The organism is Nonomuraea wenchangensis (assembly GCF_900111685.1).
GTDB classification, from domain to species: Bacteria; Actinomycetota; Actinomycetes; order Streptosporangiales; family Streptosporangiaceae; genus Nonomuraea; species Nonomuraea wenchangensis.
The window spans coordinates 316,897-334,246 of sequence record NZ_FOHX01000008.1 but is presented as its reverse complement, the minus strand read 5'-3'; the positions used below and the strand labels follow the sequence as shown (position 1 = coordinate 334,246).

Annotated in this window: 17 protein-coding genes; 11 read left to right on the top strand and 6 right to left on the bottom strand. The window is 73.3% G+C overall.

Annotation, left to right across the window (positions count from 1 at the left end; translation table 11 throughout):
* Positions 1-79: 79 nt before the first annotated feature.
* Positions 80-859: an ABC transporter ATP-binding protein gene (locus BMW85_RS25770; RefSeq protein WP_091086094.1), complete on the bottom strand. Its 780-nt coding sequence runs from the start codon at positions 857-859 to the stop codon at positions 80-82.
* Positions 860-1,047: 188 nt separating this feature from the next.
* Between BMW85_RS25770 and BMW85_RS25765 the strand changes: the two genes are divergently transcribed.
* The gene (locus tag BMW85_RS25765; RefSeq protein WP_245775059.1) at positions 1,048-2,244 is read left to right on the top strand and encodes a PucR family transcriptional regulator; all 1,197 of its coding nucleotides are present in this window, start codon (positions 1,048-1,050) and stop codon (positions 2,242-2,244) included.
* A 47-nt stretch (positions 2,245-2,291) separates the two neighbouring features.
* On the opposite strand, the gene argG is transcribed toward BMW85_RS25765, so the two are convergent.
* Positions 2,292-3,740, bottom strand: a complete 1,449-nt coding sequence (argG, locus tag BMW85_RS25760) for an argininosuccinate synthase (RefSeq protein ID WP_091086090.1) — start codon at positions 3,738-3,740, stop codon at positions 2,292-2,294.
* 108 nt (positions 3,741-3,848) lie between these two features.
* On the opposite strand from argG, the gene BMW85_RS25755 reads away from it, so the two are divergent.
* Complete coding sequence (locus tag BMW85_RS25755; protein WP_091086087.1) at positions 3,849-5,276, top strand: GMC family oxidoreductase; 1,428 nt, start codon at positions 3,849-3,851, stop codon at positions 5,274-5,276.
* A 54-nt stretch (positions 5,277-5,330) separates the two neighbouring features.
* Positions 5,331-7,229: a DUF2264 domain-containing protein gene (locus BMW85_RS25750; protein WP_245775058.1), complete on the top strand. Its 1,899-nt coding sequence runs from the start codon at positions 5,331-5,333 to the stop codon at positions 7,227-7,229.
* Here BMW85_RS25750 and BMW85_RS25745 read toward each other — a convergent pair.
* Together BMW85_RS25745 and BMW85_RS25740 are read right to left on the bottom strand one after the other, a co-directional pair.
* Positions 7,169-7,870: a hypothetical protein gene (locus BMW85_RS25745; RefSeq protein ID WP_177240883.1), complete on the bottom strand. Its 702-nt coding sequence runs from the start codon at positions 7,868-7,870 to the stop codon at positions 7,169-7,171. The genes BMW85_RS25750 and BMW85_RS25745 overlap by 61 nt on opposite strands.
* Positions 7,871-7,951: 81 nt before the next feature.
* Entirely contained in the window at positions 7,952-8,590 is a 639-nt protein-coding gene (locus BMW85_RS25740; protein ID WP_091086085.1) for an HNH endonuclease family protein, read from the bottom strand.
* 84 nt (positions 8,591-8,674) lie between these two features.
* On the opposite strand from BMW85_RS25740, the gene BMW85_RS25735 reads away from it, so the two are divergent.
* Both BMW85_RS25735 and BMW85_RS25730 read left to right on the top strand, forming a co-directional pair.
* Positions 8,675-9,040, top strand: coding sequence for a hypothetical protein (locus BMW85_RS25735; RefSeq protein WP_245775057.1), 366 nt, complete (start codon positions 8,675-8,677; stop codon positions 9,038-9,040).
* Positions 9,040-10,131 carry a bifunctional WXG100 family type VII secretion target/C40 family peptidase gene (locus BMW85_RS25730; protein WP_218155924.1) on the top strand — a complete coding sequence of 364 codons (1,092 nt, stop codon included), beginning with the start codon at positions 9,040-9,042 and terminating at the stop codon, positions 10,129-10,131. The genes BMW85_RS25735 and BMW85_RS25730 overlap by 1 nt, the downstream gene beginning before the upstream one ends.
* Here BMW85_RS25730 and BMW85_RS25725 read toward each other — a convergent pair.
* Entirely contained in the window at positions 10,124-11,074 is a 951-nt protein-coding gene (locus tag BMW85_RS25725) for a cation diffusion facilitator family transporter (protein WP_091086079.1), read from the bottom strand. The genes BMW85_RS25730 and BMW85_RS25725 overlap by 8 nt on opposite strands.
* Positions 11,075-11,224: 150 nt before the next feature.
* Between BMW85_RS25725 and BMW85_RS25720 the strand changes: the two genes are divergently transcribed.
* The gene (locus tag BMW85_RS25720; protein ID WP_091086076.1) at positions 11,225-12,445 is read left to right on the top strand and encodes a cytochrome P450; all 1,221 of its coding nucleotides are present in this window, start codon (positions 11,225-11,227) and stop codon (positions 12,443-12,445) included.
* A 63-nt stretch (positions 12,446-12,508) separates the two neighbouring features.
* Positions 12,509-13,189: a TetR/AcrR family transcriptional regulator gene (locus BMW85_RS25715; protein ID WP_091086073.1), complete on the top strand. Its 681-nt coding sequence runs from the start codon at positions 12,509-12,511 to the stop codon at positions 13,187-13,189.
* A 50-nt stretch (positions 13,190-13,239) separates the two neighbouring features.
* On the opposite strand, the gene BMW85_RS25710 is transcribed toward BMW85_RS25715, so the two are convergent.
* Positions 13,240-15,345, bottom strand: a complete 2,106-nt coding sequence (locus tag BMW85_RS25710; RefSeq protein ID WP_177240882.1) for a hypothetical protein — start codon at positions 15,343-15,345, stop codon at positions 13,240-13,242.
* A gap of 226 nt (positions 15,346-15,571) precedes the next feature.
* On the opposite strand from BMW85_RS25710, the gene BMW85_RS49715 reads away from it, so the two are divergent.
* The 4 genes from BMW85_RS49715 (at position 15,572) to BMW85_RS25690 (ending at position 17,327) form a co-directional block, all read left to right on the top strand.
* Positions 15,572-15,940: an STAS domain-containing protein gene (locus tag BMW85_RS49715; protein WP_177240881.1), complete on the top strand. Its 369-nt coding sequence runs from the start codon at positions 15,572-15,574 to the stop codon at positions 15,938-15,940.
* Positions 15,941-16,052: 112 nt separating this feature from the next.
* Positions 16,053-16,451: an ATP-binding protein gene (locus tag BMW85_RS25700; RefSeq protein WP_177240880.1), complete on the top strand. Its 399-nt coding sequence runs from the start codon at positions 16,053-16,055 to the stop codon at positions 16,449-16,451.
* A gap of 101 nt (positions 16,452-16,552) precedes the next feature.
* Positions 16,553-16,918: a winged helix-turn-helix domain-containing protein gene (locus BMW85_RS25695; RefSeq protein WP_091086067.1), complete on the top strand. Its 366-nt coding sequence runs from the start codon at positions 16,553-16,555 to the stop codon at positions 16,916-16,918.
* Positions 16,919-16,937: 19 nt separating this feature from the next.
* Positions 16,938-17,327, top strand: coding sequence for an STAS domain-containing protein (locus tag BMW85_RS25690; protein WP_091086065.1), 390 nt, complete (start codon positions 16,938-16,940; stop codon positions 17,325-17,327).
* Positions 17,328-17,350 lie beyond the last annotated feature (23 nt).

The window sequence follows — 17,350 nt, the reverse complement described above, 5'->3', positions numbered from 1 at the left end:
GTCGGGGTCGCGCCGGATTCGGGGGTCGCGCCGGATTCGGGGGCCGCGCCGGATTCCGGGGTCGCGCCTGATGCCCGGGTCATGCCGACCACCTCGGCAGGGCCGCCCGCGGGCGCACCTCGGCCGGCGTCTCGTCGCTGACGCCCAGGTAGCGCCGCCGCACCTCGTCGCTGGCGGCCAGCGCCGCCGCCGGGCCCTCCATGGCCACCCCGCCGACCTCCAGCACGTACGCGTAGGAGGCCAGCGACAGCGCCGTGGCCACGTTCTGCTCGACGAGCAGCACCGACGTGCCCGCCGCGTTGATCGCCCTGATCGTCGCGGCGATCCTGGCCGCCATCTGCGGGGCCAGCCCCAGCGTGGGCTCGTCGAGCAGCAGCACCGACGGCCCGGCCATGAGCGCCCGGCCGATGGCCAGCATCTGCTGCTCGCCGCCCGACAGCAGTCCGGCGGGCTGGCGGGAGCGCTCGGCGAGCACCGGGAACAGCTCGCGCACCCGTTCCCTCGCCTCGGCGGCGGCCCGTCGCGGCGTGCCGAGGCCGCCCGCGCGCAGGTTCTCCTCCACGGTCATGCGGGCGAACACCCGCCGGCCCTCCGGCACGTGCGTGACGCCGCACCGCACCACCGCCGCCGCCCCGAGGCCGGACAGGCGGGCGCCGTCCAGCTCGATCGTGCCGCGCGCGATCCGGCCGCGCTGGAACCGGAGCGTTCCCGAGATCGCGCGCAGCAGCGTCGTCTTCCCTGCGCCGTTCGCGCCGAGCACGGCCACGACCGCGCCGGACGGGACCCGCATCGACACGCCGGAGAGGGCACGCACCGGCCCGTAGTCCACGACGAGATCGCCGACGGTCAGTTCGGCCATACGACTTCCTCCCAAGACCCCATGCCGGCTCACCCAAACCGCTGACGTGCGCCGTCGTCCAGATGCCGGCGTGAAGTCGGGCGGCCTGCCCACCGCGGCCGGGCCCCGGTTGTGCAGCCGCACAACGATGGATCACAAAACGCTACAGAGCCTTGTTCTGGAGCGGGGGGCGGTGGCAGCCTCGGGGAATGCGTCCCCCTACGGTCGTGGACGAGGACGTCCGCCAGACGCTGCGCACCGCCGCCGTGGTCCTGCTGGAGCACCTGCCCGAGCTGACCGGCGAGTTGGTCGCCCGCACCCGCGACGGCGACGAGGTGTACTGCGCCTGCGTCCCCTACGACGAGCACTGGAAGAGCACGTTCGAAGGCGTCCGGCTGGGGCTCACCGCCATCCTGCAGCCGCCCTCCGAGCGGCGCGACCTGGTCTTCACCGCGAACATGGCCCGCCGCCGCGCCGAGCAGGGCCTGCCCCTGGACTCCCTGCTGCGGATGTACCGGCTGGCCGGCCAGGTCGTCTGGTCGGCGCTCGTCGACCACATGGAACGCGAGCGGCCAGAACGGCTGAGCGTGCTGGTGCGCGCCGCCGGGCACGTCTGGCACGCCATCGACCGCCAGTCCATGGTGGCCTGCGACACCTACAACCGGCGCGAGCAGGAGATACTCGGCCGCAGCAGGGAACGCGTCAACGCCCTGCTCGACGCGCTGCTCGACGGCACCGCCGACGCCGGGGTGGTCCGCGCCGCCGAGGCCGCGCTCGACCTGCCCGAGCACGGCGCCTACGCGGTCGTCACCGTACGCCGCGGCGGCCGGCAGGACGACGCCCTGCTGCCCGAGTCGCTGGACGGCATGCGCCTGCTGTGGCGGATGCGCACCGGGCACGAGGTGGCCGTGGCCGCGCTCGGCGAGGCCGGCCTGGACGACCTGTGCAGGGAGCTCAGCTACGTCATCAGCGGCGTGGCCGGCGTCAGCCCCGTCGTGACCGGCCTGGCCGAGCTGGGGGCCGCCCACGAGCTGGCCCTGCTCGCCATGCGCACCTGCGTGGACGGCGGGCCCGAGATCGCCCGCCTGGACGGCCGGGTGCCCGCCGCGCTCATGCTCACCCGGCCCGACCTCGCCTTCCACCTCCTGGACAGCGCGCTCGGGCCGCTGCTCGCGCTCGACTCCGCCGACCGCGACACGCTGCTGACCACGCTGGAGACCTGGCTCGCCTGCGACGGCTCGGCCGCGAGGGCCGCGGCCCGCCTGTTCTGCCACCGCAACACGATCGTCAACCGGGTGCGCAGGATCGAGCAGCTCACCGGCCGCTCGCTGGCCCGCCCCCGCGACCTGGTGGACCTGGCGCTGGCCCTCGACGCGGCCCGCCTGCTGCCCAACAGGAACGCGTAGGCCGCGGGGGGAACATCCCCCCGCGGCCTACTGCACGTCGCTCACGGTCAGTCGGTGCCGAACTCCATCGCGGCCTGGTCCAGCAGCTCCTCCTCCGTCACCGCCTCGCCGCGCGAGGCGATGGCCTCCGCGCCGCCCTCGTCCATGGCGCCGATGAGGCCGGTCGAGGCGGCCTGCGCCGCGCCCACCAGGGCCGGCTGCCCGCCGCCGACCATGCCGAGCCTGGCGTACTGCTCCAGCTTGGACCGGGAGTCGGCGATGTCGAGGTTGCGCATGGTGAGCTGGCCGATGCGGTCCACCGGACCGAACGCGGAGTCCTCGGTGCGCTCCATGGACAGCTTGTCCGGGTGGTAGCTGAACGCCGGGCCGGAGGTGTCGAGGATCGAGTAGTCCTCGCCGCGGCGCAGCCGCAGCGTCACCTCGCCGGTGATCGCCATGCCGACCCAGCGCTGCAGCGACTCGCGCAGCATGAGCGCCTGCGGGTCGAGCCAGCGGCCCTCGTACAGCAGCCGGCCGAGCTTGCGGCCCTCGATGTGGTAGCTCGCCAGGGTGTCCTCGTTGTGGATGGCGTTGACCAGCCGCTCGTAGGCGGCGTGCAGCAGCGCCATGCCGGGGGCCTCGTAGACGCCGCGGCTCTTGGCCTCGATGATGCGGTTCTCGATCTGGTCGGACATGCCGAGCCCGTGCCGGCCGCCGATGGCGTTGGCCTCCAGCACCAGGTCGACGGCGGAGGCGAACTCCTTGCCGTTGATCGTCACCGGGCGGCCCTGCTCGAAGCCGATCGTGACGTCCTCGGCGACGATCTCCACCTCGGGGTCCCAGAACCGCACGCCCATGATCGGCTCGACGATCTCGATGCCGGTGTCGAGGTGCTCCAGCGACTTGGCCTCGTGGGTCGCGCCCCAGATGTTGGCGTCGGTCGAGTAGGCCTTCTCGGTGCTGTCGCGGTAGGGGAGTCCGTGGGCCAGCAGCCACTCCGACATCTCCTTGCGGCCGCCGAGCTCGTGCACGAAGTCGGCGTCGAGCCACGGCTTGTAGATGCGCAGGGAGGGGTTGGCCAGCAGGCCGTAGCGGTAGAAGCGCTCGATGTCGTTGCCCTTGAACGTCGAGCCGTCACCCCAGATCTGCACGCCGTCCTCCAGCATGGCGCGCACGAGGAGGGTGCCGGTGACCGCCCGGCCGAGCGGGGTGGTGTTGAAGTAGGTGCGCCCGCCGGAGCGGATGTGGAACGCGCCGCAGGCCAGCGCCGCGAGCCCTTCCTCCACGAGCGCCGCCCGGCAGTCGACCAGGCGGGCGATCTCGGCGCCGTAGGCGGTGGCGCGGCCGGGGACGGAGACGATGTCGGGCTCGTCGTACTGGCCGATCTCGGCGGTGTAGGTGCAGGGCACTGCACCCTTCTCGCGCATCCACGCGACCGCTACCGAAGTGTCGAGACCACCGGAGAAGGCGATCCCGACTCGTTCACCGACAGGCAGGGAGGTGAGTACCTTGGACACGAGCAGAAGTATATACACACCTCTGCATGTCCATGCAATGCGGCTCGCGGGGCGCGGCGGTCAGATTCGTCCAAGAGCCAGGTGGCGGGGCCTGGTTACGGTCGTCGCATGGAGATCGATCACCTGATCGTCGGCGCGGGGACGGCCGGATGCGTGCTGGCCGAGCGGCTGTCGGCGGACCCGGCGCGGCAGGTCGTGGTCCTGGAGGCGGGGGCCGACGGCGAGGACGGCGACTGGGGGCTGCGGGCCACGGTGACCGGGGGCCGGGCCGAGCCGCTGGCGCGGGGCAAGGTCGTGGGCGGATCAGCGCAGGTCAACGGGATGGGCGCGCTGCGGGCCACCGTCCGGGACTTCCGCGCCTGGGCCGCGCTCGGGCTGCCCGCCTGGGACTGGGAGCGGGTGCTGGAGTCGTACCGGCGGGTGGAGACGGACCTCGATTACGGCGGGCGGCCCTACCATGGCGACGCCGGGCCGGTCCCGATCACCCGCTGGCCCGAGACGGAGTGGACGCCGCCGGTGCAGGGGCTGGTCGAGGCCATGACGGCCGCCGGGCATCCGTACTGCCCGGACATGAACGCGCCCGGCGCGAGCGGCGTCGGGCCCTATCCGCACAACCGGCGCGGGCGGCGGCGGATGCCCACCGCGCTGACGCACCTCGCGCCCGCCCGCGCCCGGCCGAACCTGACCGTGCTCCCCGGGCGTGCCGCCGAACGGGTGCTGGTGCGGCGCGGGCGGGCGTACGGGGTGCTGGCCGGGGGAGAGACGCTCGCCGCCCGCGAGGTGATCCTGGCCGCGGGCACCCCGCTCACGCCCGCCCTGCTGCTGCGCTCGGGCATCGGCCCGGCCGATGAGCTGCGCGGGCTCGGGGTGGACGTGGCCGCCGACCTGCCGGGGGTCGGCCGCGGCCTGTACGACCAGCCGGGCGCGGTCCTGCCCGCCGTGCCGCGCCCCGGCGCGCTGCCGGCGGATGCGCCGGTGACGCAGGTGGTCGCGCGGCTGGCCGCCGTGCCGGGCCACGAGCCGGACGACGGCTTTTACCTGTGCCTGTTCTGCGGGCCGCCGCCGCACGGCGGGCCCGCCATGGCCACGATCATGGTCGGCGATCTCGTCCCGGCCTCGCGCGGGTCGGTCACGCTCGCCGGACCGTCCGGCCCGCCCCTTGTCGACCTCGGCTTCTATCGGGAGCCCGGTGACCTGGGGCGGATGCGGGAGGCGTATCGGCACGCCTGGGAGCTCGCCCGGGATCCCGCCTTCGCCGCCACCGCCGAGGCGGTCGCCGCGCCCGGCGGTGACGCGGAGCTGGACGAGCTGCTGCGGGCGGGCACGTTCAGCCGCCTCGCGCTGCTCGGCGGGGCCGCGATGGGGCCGGAGGGCGACGCGGCGGCCGTGGTGGGGGAGGACTGCCGGGTGCGCGGCGTCGAGGGGCTGCGGGTCGCCGACCTGTCGATCGTGCCGGTGCCGCTGCGCTCGCCCACCGCGCTCGACGCCATGATGATCGGCGAGCACGCCGCCGGCCTGATCCTGGCCGGGCCGTGACCGGTCCGGGGGCTCGGAAACCGCTTTCCGCCGAACGGCGTAGGATCCCGTTCCATGCCTCTCCCGCCCCCCGACCTCCGCCTGTCCCCGCGTACCGGCTGGACCCGCGCGCACTGGGAGGCCATGGCCGACCGCCTGCTCGACGCCGTGGTCCCGTACGCCACCGACGGCTTCGCCCAGTACCGCCTGCCCGGCAGCCCGAGCCGGTCCGGGCCGGTCAGCGACGGCCTGGAGGGCTTCGCCAGGACGTTCCTGCTGGCCGCCTTCCGTATTGCGGGGGCCGGCGGCGACGTCCCGCCCGTGCTGCTGGAACGCTACGCCGAGGGGCTGGCCGCGGGCACCGACCCCGCCCACCCCTGCGCCTGGCCGCCGCTGGCCGACATGTCCCAGCCGCTGGTGGAGGCCGCCTCCATCGCGCTGGCGCTGCACGAGACCCGGCCCTGGCTGTACGACCGGCTCGCCCCCGCCGTGCGGGACCGGGTGCTCGCCTGGCTGGCCGGGTTCCTGGGGCGGCGCACGCCGGACAACAACTGGGTGCTGTTCCAGGTGGTCGTCGAGCAGTTCCTGGCCGAGGCGGGCGGCCCGTACGAGCCCGCCGAGATCGCCGCCGGCCTGGAGCGCATCGAGGACTGGTACACCGGCGACGGGTGGTACTCCGACGGCAAGGGCAAGAACTACGACTACTACACCGGCTGGGCGCTGCACCTCTACCCGTCGCTGTGGGCCAGGATGTCCGGCGACACCGCCCGCCAGGAGCGCTACGCCGCCCGCCTGCGCCTCTTCCTGGAGCGCTACCAGCACTTCTTCGCCGCCGGCGGCGGCCCCGTGCACCAGGGCCGCTCCCTCGTCTATCGTTTCGCGACCGTCGCCCCGCTGTGGCTGGGCGAGCTCACCGGCGCCTCGCCGCTGCCGCCCGGCCGCACCCGGCGCATCGCGAGCGGCGTCCTGCGCCACTTCGCCGAGCGCGGCGCGCCCGACGAGCACGGGCTGCTCACCCGCGGCTGGTACGCCCCCTTCCCGCCCGGCACCCAGGACTACTCGGGGCCCGCCTCGCCGTACTGGGCGAGCAAGGCGTTCCTCGGCCTGCTCCTGCCGCCGGACCACCCGGCGTGGACCGCCCCCGAGGAGGCCGCCCCGATCGACCTCGCCGACCAGGTCGTGCCCGTGCCACCGGCCGGCTGGCTGCTGCACGCCACCCGCGCCGACGGCGTCGTACGCCTGCTCAACCACGGCAGCGACCGCGACCGCGTCCAGCGCCGGGACGGCGAGCCCGACCCGCTCTACCTGCGGCTCGCCTACACCAGCCACACCGGGCCCGACTTCGCGCCGGGCGCGGCCGACAACCAGCTCGCCGTCGTGTCCCCGGAGGGCGTCCCCTCGCGCCGCCGCCGCATCGAGCCGCTGGCGGTGGGGGAGCGCGTGGCCGCTTCCGCTTACCAGGACGGCGACGTACGGGTGGTGACGACCTCGGTCGTGGACGGGCCGGCCGAGATCCGCGTCCACCAGGTCACCGCGCCCGCCGGCCACCTGGTCCGCGACGGCGGGCACGCCCTCGCCGACCGGCTGCCACCCGGCACCCACACCGAGGGCGTCCGGGCCGTGGCCCGGCGGCCGGACGGGTTGACCAGCGCGGCGCGCGGCCTGCACGGCTTCACCTCCGCCGGCGTCGTCACCGGCGACGGCGTCAACGCCTTCGGCCCCTGCTCGGCCACCCCGTACGTCACCTGCCCGGCCCACCCGGGCGGCACGGCCGTGTACGTCAGCCTGATCCTGCTCACCGCCGCCCCCGGGGAGCCGCCACTGCCGGAGGTACGGGTGACGGCGGACGAGGTCGTCGTCACCCCGTCCACCGGCGGGCCGGTACGCGTGCCCCTTCGCGAGGAGCCGGGAGGTCAGGAGGCGGTGGGGCTCTCCGACGGGCTCGGGGCGGGGGAGGACGTCGAGGGCTCGTGATGCCACCTGCCGTGGCCCGCGCCGCCGTCGCCGCCGCCCCAGTGGCCCTTGCCGCCCCAACCCCGGCCCCAGCCCTTGCCGGGCTCGCGGGCCGTGTTCGCGCGCTCGGTGACGTCGCGGACGACGACGGCGGTGGCCGTGCCGCCGTCCACCTTGGCGGCGACCATGACCTTCTGGCCGGTCTTGACGGCGTCGGCGCCGTCGCCGCCCCGGTTGATCCGGGTCTCGGAGGTGAGCGCGTACTCCTTGGTGTAGCCGTCCTCGCTCTTGACCGTGACGGAGTCCTGGTCGGCGGCGGTGACCTCGCCGTACTGGGTGGCGACCGTCACGTAGCCGCCGTCCTCGCCGCGGACCACGTACTCGCCGTGCAGGGCGGGCCCGCCGATCCCGGCCCGGTGGCCCCGGCCCCAGCCCTTGTCCTGCGAGGGCGAGGCGGAAGGCGACGCGCCGTCCCCGGCCGTCGCGCTCGGGGACGGGGACGGCGACGGGGACAGCGCCGCCGCCGTCGCGACCCCCGCTCCGGCGACCAGGACCGCCGCCGTGACCCCGGCCAGCACCAGCGAACGGGGGTACCGGCGCCTGGGCGGCTCCTCGCCGAGGATCTCCGCGGTGCTGAAGTCGTCCGGTCCAGGGGTTGTCATCGTGTCCTCCCGATACGGTTCGTATGACCACAAGAGTGCACGCATCCCATTAAAAGGGGCGTAAGCGCAGGTCAAGTGGCGTCACCGGCAGGTGCGCAGCATGTTGAGCAGCGCCACCCGTTCCCTCCGCGTGACGAACAGCCGGTAGTGGTGCTTGACGGTGATCCACGAGGTGGCGTACCGGCACCAGTAGGCGCGCCGCTGCGGCCGCCAGCTCTGCGGGCCCTGGCCGCCCTTGGCGAGGTTCGCGGAATGGCTGACCGTGATGAGCTCGGGACGGGTCAGGTCGTTGGCGAACGCCCGCCGCTTCGCCTGGCTCCACCGGCTGGCCCCCGAGCGCCAGGCGTAGGCGAGCGGCACCACGTGGTCCACGTCCACCAGCCGCTCGCTCTTCAGCCACTTGCCGTCGTACGGGCTGTACCAGACGCCCTTGACCGGGTGGCAGGCGGCGTTCTTGCGCACCCGCCGCCCGTCGCGGGCCAGCACCGTCTCGCGCGCGTCGCACGTCCCCTTGTGGTGCGCCCACCTCGGCATGAACCGCCGGTGGCTGTACCCGCGGATGGGCAGCGGCCGGGCGACCTTGAGCTGATCCAGCAGGCGACGTGCCCGCGCCGCCGAGCCCGCCTCGGCCGCGGCCGGTGGCGCGGCGGTGACGAGGACGATCGGGACGGTCAGGGACGCGAGCACGGCGGCCTCGGCCGCCCGCCTGAAAAAGATCATGCTTCCACCCTTACCAGCAATCCCCGCCCCATGGCGCCGATACGTGGGGACGACGGATCCGGTCCGACGGTACGGATGCGTCGCATGGGGACATTGCGGCAAGATGGATCCCGCACCAACGAAGATCACATCGAGCAACGGGGTGAGCTGGCGATGGGCGGGCTGGAAGTCCACTTCCAGGCGTTGGAGGACTGTGCGTCCGCCGCGCGGAGGGTGGCGAAAGAAGCGAAAGAGCTGGGCGGCGGCTATCCGGCCGGCGCCACGGACTCCTCGATCTTCGGCAAGCTGGCCGACTCCTCCGGGCTGGCCTCCGCCGTCGACGCGGTCGAGAAAGCGGCCGGCGAGGAGCTGGGCCATGCCGGCTCCAAGCTCGAAGGCGTCGAACGCGCGCTGGACAAGGTGCGGCAGAACCTCCGCAACGCCAACCTGGCCAGCGGGAGTGACACGTAATGGGCGTCGCCGAGCAGGTCGCCGCGCTGCCGGGCGGCGGGGAGCTGGCCGAACTGCTGCGCAAGGTCAGCGGCAGCCCCGAGTCCATCCGCGGCATCGCCAAGCGGTGGCGCGGCGCGGCCGGCAAGGTCAACGGCTACAGCGGGCGGATCGGCTCCGCGGTCCGCACCGTCGACAACGCGTGGAACGGCTCGTCCGCGGACGCCTTCGTCACCTACATGGGCGGCTACAACCGGGCGGGCGCCGCCCTCCACGACGCCCTGACCAACAGCGCGGGCGCCCTCGACAGCGCCGCCCAGGCGCTGGAGACGGCCAAGTCGAAGGTCAACGGGATCTGCAACACGCTGCTGAACGACGTGCAGGCGTGGAGGACGGCCCACCCCAAGGCCGACAAGAAGGAAGAGGACGCCGCGGTCACCCCCTTGGTCAACAGGGCGCTCTCCGACGCCCGGCCGCACGGCAAGGATGCGGAGACGGCCGTGACCCAGGCCATGAAGGACGTCAAGAAGCTCCTGGACGACCGGGCGGCGACGTTCGCCGCGATCAAGGCGCCGGGCGACCAGTCGTTCGTTCCGGGGCCCGGCCACACCGTGAAGTGGGAGCCCGCGCCGATACCGAAGACGACCCTGCAGGGCGACGGCGGCGGCGGGGGCGGCCCCGCGGGCGGCCCGTCCTCGGGCGGCCCGACCGGCTACGCCGGGGACGGCCCGCCGCCGACGCCCCTGCCGTTCGAGAAGGGCACCGCCACCGGCGACCGCATCGTGGAGGCCGCCAAACTGCACATGGGCAAGCCGTACGTGTGGGGCGCCAACGGCCCGTCGGCCTTCGACTGCAGCGGCCTCGCCTACTACGTGCTCAACCAGGCGGGCATCAAGATCGGCGACACCACCGCCGCCGGCTACCAGGCGAGCGGCACGCCGGTCAGCACGCCGCAGCCCGGTGACCTGGTCTTCTTCGGCAACCCCGCCGGCCACGTCGGCATCTACATCGGCGACGGCAAGATGATCCACGCGCCGCACGCCGGGTCGACCGTCAGCATCGGGACCGTCGCCAACGACGGCCGCGCCGTCAGCTACCGCCGCTTCACCTGATCCGGCCCTCGTCCTCCTCCCGCTCCCGCTCCCGCTGTACGGCGGGCGCGGGCGAGAGGTAGACGACGGAGGCGATCGGCACCCGGTCGCGGATGCGCCGCTCGGTCTCGCCGAGCGCCTCGGCGACCGCGTCGGACTCCCGGTGGCCGGCCACGGTGACGCGGGCGGCCACGAGCAGGTCCTCCGGCCCCAGGTGCAGGGTGCGGAGCTGGGTGTAACCGGCGATGACGTCGTCGGCCCTGAGCACGTCCTCGATGGAACGCTGGATCTCCGGGGAGGCCGCCTCGCCGATGATCATGCTCTTGGTCTCCCTGGCGAGCGTCACCGCCACGATGATCAGCAGGATGCCGATCGCGACCGAGCCGACCCCGTCGTAGACCGTGTTGCCGGTCACCAGCGCGAGGGTGACGCCGATCAGGGCGAAGGCCAGGCCGGTCAGGGCCGCGGCGTCCTCCAGCAGCACCACCGGCAGCTCCGGGGCCTTGGCGTCGCGGATGTAGCGGGTCCAGGACCGGTTCTTGCGCAGCCGGTTGGCGTTGCGTACGGCGGTCCGCAGCGACAGGCCCTCCATGACGATCGCGCCCAGCAGCACCCCGACCGCCCACGGCCAGCTCTCCAGCGGGTGGGGGTGGCTGATCTTCTCGTAGCCCTCGTACAGGGCGAACAGGCCGCCGCCGAAGAACAGCACCACCGACACGAGGAAGGCGTAGAAGTACCGCTCGCGGCCGTACCCGAACGGGTGGGCCGGGGTGGGCCCGCGTTTCGAGCGCGACCTGCCGAGCAGCAGCAGCCCCTGGTTGCCGGAGTCGGCGACGGAGTGGATGCCCTCGGCGAGCATCGACGACGAACCCGTGAAGAGGAACGCCACGAATTTCATCACCGCGATCCCGACGTTGGCCGCCAGGGCCGCCAGGGTCGCCTGTTGGGAACCGCCTCGGCTCACGCCGCCTCCTCTCGACCGGAAGCTCGCCAGTACCCAGAAGCGCGCGAGAACAACCTGCCTTCTAGCCCACGGTGGAGGGCGGACGTTGCCGGATTAAGATGATCATCTTATATTCGGAGGGTCGGAGTCACCGGCTGGAGGGCCAAAGCGATGGCTGACGAGATCCCCGCATACCCGTTCGACCGCCCGACCGCGCTGGAGCCGCCGCCGCGCCTCGCCGAGCTGCGCGAAGGCTGCCCGGTCGCGCACGTACGCCTGCCGAGCGGCGACGTGGCCACGCTCGTCACCCGCTACGACGACGCCCGCGCCGTGATGGCCGACCCGCGCTTCACCCGCGACCTGACCAGGGAGGGCGCGGCCCGGGTGGCCACCACCGAGGACGGCGGCCTGTTCAGCCGTCGGCGGGCCGGCGGCTCCGCCATCCGCGACGGGCAGGGCCACCTGCGGTGGCGGCGGCTGCTCAGCGGCTGGTTCACGCAGCGGAAGATGGAGGTGTGGCGGCCCCGCGTCCAGGCCATGGCCGAGGACCTGCTGGACGCCATGCTCGCCAAGGGCTCCCCGGGCAACCTGACGGCCGGGCTCGCGCTGCCCCTGCCGGTGCGCGTCATCTGCGCCCTGGTCGGGGCGCCGGCCGAGGACCAGGACAAGTTCGCGCACTGGTCGCGGGTGATGCTCACGCTGACCGCCCACACGCAGGAGGAGGTCGACCAGGCCTACCGCGAGTTCAACGCCTACGTGTCGGACCTCGTCGACCGCAACCGCGCCCACCCTGGCGACGACCTGCTCAGCGAGCTCACCCAGATCACCGACGCCGAGGACGGCCGGCTCGGCCGGGACGAGCTGATCTCCACCGTGCGCGGGCTGCTGCTGGCCGGCCACGAGACCACCTCCAACATGATCGCGATCATGACGGCCGTGCTGCTGTCCGAGCGCTCCCGCTACGAGGCCGTCGTCGACGACCCCGACCTGATCCCCGGCACCGTCGAGGAGGTGCTGCGCCTCGACAGCACGCTGTCGGTCATCGGCGGCGTCCCCCGGTACATCACCGAGGACGTCGAGCTGAGCGGCACCCTCGTGCCCGCGGGCAGCACGGTGATCCCCAGCACCCCGGCCGCCAACCGCGATCCGGCGAAGTTCCCCGACCCCGACCGGTTCGACCCGCAGCGGCCCAACGTCGCCCAGCACCTCACCTTCGGCGCCGGCCCGCACTACTGCCTGGGCCAGCCGCTGGCCCGCGTGGAGCTGCAGGTCGTGCTCGGCCTGCTGACCCGGCGTCTGCCCGGCCTCGGGCTCCGCGACCACCCGTCCGACCTGCGGCTGCGCACCGGCGGCATCGCGGGCGGGCTCCAGGAGGTGTGGGTGACCTGGTGAACAGGCCCCGTCCGTGGTGATAATCGGGGAAAGACTGCACCGAATTCATCATTAAGGACGGTCATGAACGTCAGCACGGCGGTCCCCGCGCCGTCCTCCCGGCCGTCCCCGCGCTCGCTGCGCGCCCGGGACAAGCTCATGCGGACCGCCGAGCGACTGTACGCCGAGCACGGCTTCGCCGGCGTCTCCATGCGGATGATCCGCGAGGCGGCCGGGCAGCGCAACAACTCCGCCGTGCAGTACCACTTCAGCTCACGGGACGAGCTGATCGTCGCCATCCTGGAGCAGCACGCGGCCGCGGTCGAACGGCACCGGTCCCGGCTGGTGGCCGTACTGGAGGCGCGGGGGCAGGCGTCGCCGCGCGAGTGGATCGCCTGCGTCGTCGAGCCCGGCATCGAGCACCACGTCGAGCTCGGCACCCCCTCCTGGTACGGGCGCTTCCTCGCGCAGGCCGTCGTGGAGCCGGGGCTGCGCGAGCACGCGCGGCGGGCGTACACCTGCACGCCCTCCTTCCAGCGCCTCGACCGCCTCCACCCCTCCGCCGGAGCGGGGCGGGACACCGAGCTCACCGAGCGGCACGCGGCCATGATCCGGCTGCTCCTCGTCCACATGAGCGCCGACCTGGAGACGGAGCTGGCCGCCGGGCAGGCCACGCGGGACGAGGCGGAACGGGCCTGGCGGCGCCTCGGTGACAACCTCGTCACCGCCGTCCTCGGCCTCAGCTCCGCCCTGCTACCTGGCTGACCCGCCTCACCGGCCTCACCACCTGGCCCGCCTCACCACCTCGTCCGGCCTTACCACCTCGGCGGGGGCGGGGGCGGGGGCGGGGGAGGGGGGACGCGTCTGCGGCGGAGCACCAGGAGGGCGACGACCCCCGCCACCACGAGCGCCGCGAGCAGCACCAGCAGCCCCTTGGCGAGCAGGGCGAGCGCGCCGGCCACCCGTGAGAGCATCCGCGCCCGGGGCGAGCGGTCCGCGCTCGGCGCGCTGCCCGTCAGCCAGCGCGTCTTCCCGGCCCCGGCCGTCGTCCTCCCCGCCCCGGCCGCCGCCGTCCCCGGCAGGCTGTCCCATCTGGCATGCAGGCCGGACTCGCCTGCCTGCCGGACGGTCAGCCGGCTGAAGTCGACCCCGCCGTAGAAGTACGAGTAGCGCAGGCCGCCGCGATCCCTGGTGACCTTGAACTCGCCCCGCTCGTACGAGCGCACATAGGCGTCGAACACCTGCCGCGGGCTCCACTCCTGCCGCGACCGCCACGGCCGCACGTCCCCCTTGTCCACCAGCGAGGCGTACGTCGTGGGCCCAGTCCTGCTGCGCCGGCGGTACCACTCGGCGGCCACCCGGCTCAGGTAGACCCGCCGTAGCGCCGCGTACTCGGGCGCGGTGTTCACCGCCTCCCGCACGCGCGGCAGGATCAGCGTCCGGAACACCCGCTCGGCCCGCTCGCCGTCGGCGGCCGACTGCCCCGCGCAGCTCTTGCCGAGCTCCCCGCCAGGCCGCCGCGCCGACAGGTATTCGTTCTCCAGCTTCACCTCAAGGGGCGCGTCGAGGATGTAGAGCTCGTCGCCCCGTTCGTGCACCGAGGCGGGGGCGGGCACGATCCACTGCCGGAACACCAGGCACTTGCCCCGGGTGCCCTCCCAGAACCGGCGGCCGAGCGCCGTGTCGGGGTGGATGAGCTTCGCCACGGTCTTCTTCATGTGCAGGTCCGCCTCCAGCAGGATGCGGCCCGCGTCGGTGGTGCCGAAGTCGGCGTCGATGATCCGGTCGGGCTCGGACGGGTTGAGGTTGACGGTGAACTTGTGGGCGGGCAGCGCCAGCCACACGAAGAAGGCGTCCGAAGCCTGCCGCGTCACCCGGAACCCGGCCCCCGCCGCCGGCTGGCCCTTGGTCTGCTTCGCCCCGGTCCCGGCGGGGGTGAAGCCGTACCTGATCCCGGCGGGGTCGTCGGTGCCGGCGTCGGCGAAGTAGCGCAGCTCCAGCGCGGAGAAGTCGACGCCGCCGAGGTCGTCGCCCTTCAGCGCGCCGGCCAGCGTGCCGTCGGAGCTCGGGGCAGATGAGGGCGGGGCGTTCGAGGGCGGCACGGGCGGGGTCACCATGTCGGGGCGCGGCCTGAAGATCGTCGGGATGCTCCGCCTGCCCTCCGCCGGGTCGGCGGCCAGCGCGTCCAGGTCGAGGGCGAACGCGTCGGCCTTGATCGTGTTGCCGAGCGCCTCCTTCAGCGCCGCCCAGAGCTGCCCCTGCGAGTCGGCGGAATGCACCACGCGCGCGTTGGTGCCGGCCACCAGCGCCCGGCAGTTCGCGCTGCTCGGACTGCACGGGGCGAGGTCGGTGTAGAGGACGAGCAGCCGCTCGACGGGCAGCTCACGGGCCCGGCCGCCTTTCACCACGCGCGGCTCGGAATGCTCGATGACGGTGCCGAACAGGCCCTTCGCCGTCTTGTTCGCATTGAAGCGGGGAATGGCGAGAATGGTGCGGGTGCCGGGCGGCAGCTCCAATTGCCGGAGTAGCGCCGGATTGGTGCGCTTGAGCGTTTCGACGCTCGTGACGAACCGGCTGTCGAAGGCGGCCGGATCGCAATCGGTGATGTCGAAGAAGCCGACCGCGACGTTCATGCTGCCGTTGAACGCCTCGCGCCCCGGGGTCTGGTGCGTGGGATCGACATCGCGTCCGAAGTCGGGGTCCACGTCCATCATGTCGCGATAGGTGAACGCGATCTGCGCGAGCGGGTCGGTGAACGCGATCCGCTCGGGTTTGGTCCCGGCGGCCGGGGGAAGGGGCGGCTGATAATGCTCCGGACATATGCCTTGAACTGCCGCGTAAGCGGGCGTGACGCCGGATGTCAGCGCCATTGCCGCGACGACGGCGATAATCGAGCGCGACCATTTCCCGGCGAGGCTCATGACGTCAATGGTGCCAAAAGAGCGGGCCACGAGGAAACATGATTGTCGACGACCAGTGAAGACAATTGTGGGCGATTCCCTGGCATACGGCGGCATGACGTGCGGCGCGACGGGCGTACCACGGGTGGCTCTTGCCCGCGTAGGCTTTCCGCCAAGCCGCCGCGGGGGTTCCGCGACGGCCCGGACGAGACGTCCGGCCTGGATCACGGACCATGAGGGGAAAGCGGTGACGGCTCTCGCGATCGAGGTGGAGCGCCGGTCGGGCTACTGGCTGCTGACCTTGCGCGGCGAGCTCGACAGGCAGACCCAGCCCGACCTGTCGCGCGCGTTCGACGAGCTGCTCGGCGCGGCGCCGCACGGCGCGGAGTGCCCGCACATCGTCTGCGACCTGGGCGGCCTGGTCTTCTGCGACTCCAGCGGGCTGCGCGCGCTGGTCATCGCGCAGGAGCGGGCGCGGGAGCGGAGCGGCGGCCTGCGGCTCATCGAGGTGAACCCGAGCATGGCGGCGCTGCTGGAGATCACCCGCCTGGAGGAGCAGCTGCCCGCCTACGACGACCTCGACCACGCCACGAACGGGCTGAGCCATCCGGAATGACCGCCGTGCCGGGATCAGGAGCACCCGCCTCCCTCTCCAGGGGGCGGGGGGACCCATACTGGACGGATTCGCCCGTGAGCCGCCGCACGTTGACGAGACGGGACATGAGACGTTGAGCGACCTGCTCGAACTGAGCCTCCCCACCGGCACGGACCTGGCCGCGGTCCGGTCGGCGCTCCGCGATCACGCCCTGACCTCCGGCATGACGGCCAGACGGGTGGAGCTGCTGGTCCTGGCCGTCAACGAGGCCGTCACGAACGTGCTGGACCACGGAGGGGAGGGCGGCAGGCTGGTCGCCCGCGCCGGCGACCGGGGCATGGTCGTCGAGATCCTGGACGAGGGCGGCACCCTCCTTCCCGAGCACCTGAGGCGGCTCCCGGCCCCCAACCCCACGCGCGGCATGGGCCTGTTCATCATCCGCAGCGTCTGCGACCGGGTCGACCTCGACCACCCGGGCGGCCACTCCCGGCTCCGCCTCTACATGGACTACGCCGGTCCGATCGCTCACTGAGCGGCGCCGCGTCCGACCCCGTCGACTTTCACGAAAAACTTTTCCGTAATAGGATTTCGTCAGGACGTGCGCACACTCATCCGCGACCACCAGGAGGATCAATGGAGCAGGTGCGTTCCTCCCCGGCGGACCGGTCCTGGACGTTCCTGACCAACCACGCCCGGGTGCTGACCGAGATCGCCCGCGATCCCGGCGCGCGAGTGCGCGACATCGCGGCCGCGATCGGCATCACCGAACGCGCCGCCCAGAACATCGTGACCGATCTGGAACGCGCCGGCTACATCACCCGCACCCGCGTGGGCAGACGCACTCGCTACAGCGTCGACGCCAGCCGCCCGTTCCGCCACCCGGCCGACGCCGACCACCAGATCGAAGGGCTGTTGTCCCTGTTCCGCGACGACCACCCGCCCGGCCAGGAGCGACCGGACGGAGACCCCGACCGCCGCGCCACCTCTCTACCGTCGTGACAGGAGCCACCCGGTGCCGATGACCACCGACGAATCCACGTACGAACTGCCCGGCGGTGGCACGCCCGACTGGCTGACCGTCCGGGTCGAGGAGCGGGACGGGCACGCCGTGGTGCGCCTCGACGGCGAGCTCGACCTCCTCACCCGCCCGCTGCTGAGCGCCGCCTGCGACGACCTGCTGAGCCGCGGCGTACGCAGGATCGTCATCGACGCGACCGGCCTGAGCTTCAGCGACTGCGCCGGGCTGAGCGCGCTGCTCGGCGTGCGGCGCGAGGCGTGGCGGCGCGGCGGCTCCCTCGTGCTGACCGGCGTGCACGGCATGCCGGCCCGCCTGCTCGCCATCACCGGCGCCGCCGCCACCCTGCTGCCCGCCGAGACCACAGGCCCGGCCCAGGCCGTCGGCGAGTAACCGGCCCCGCCTGGGCGGGTGAG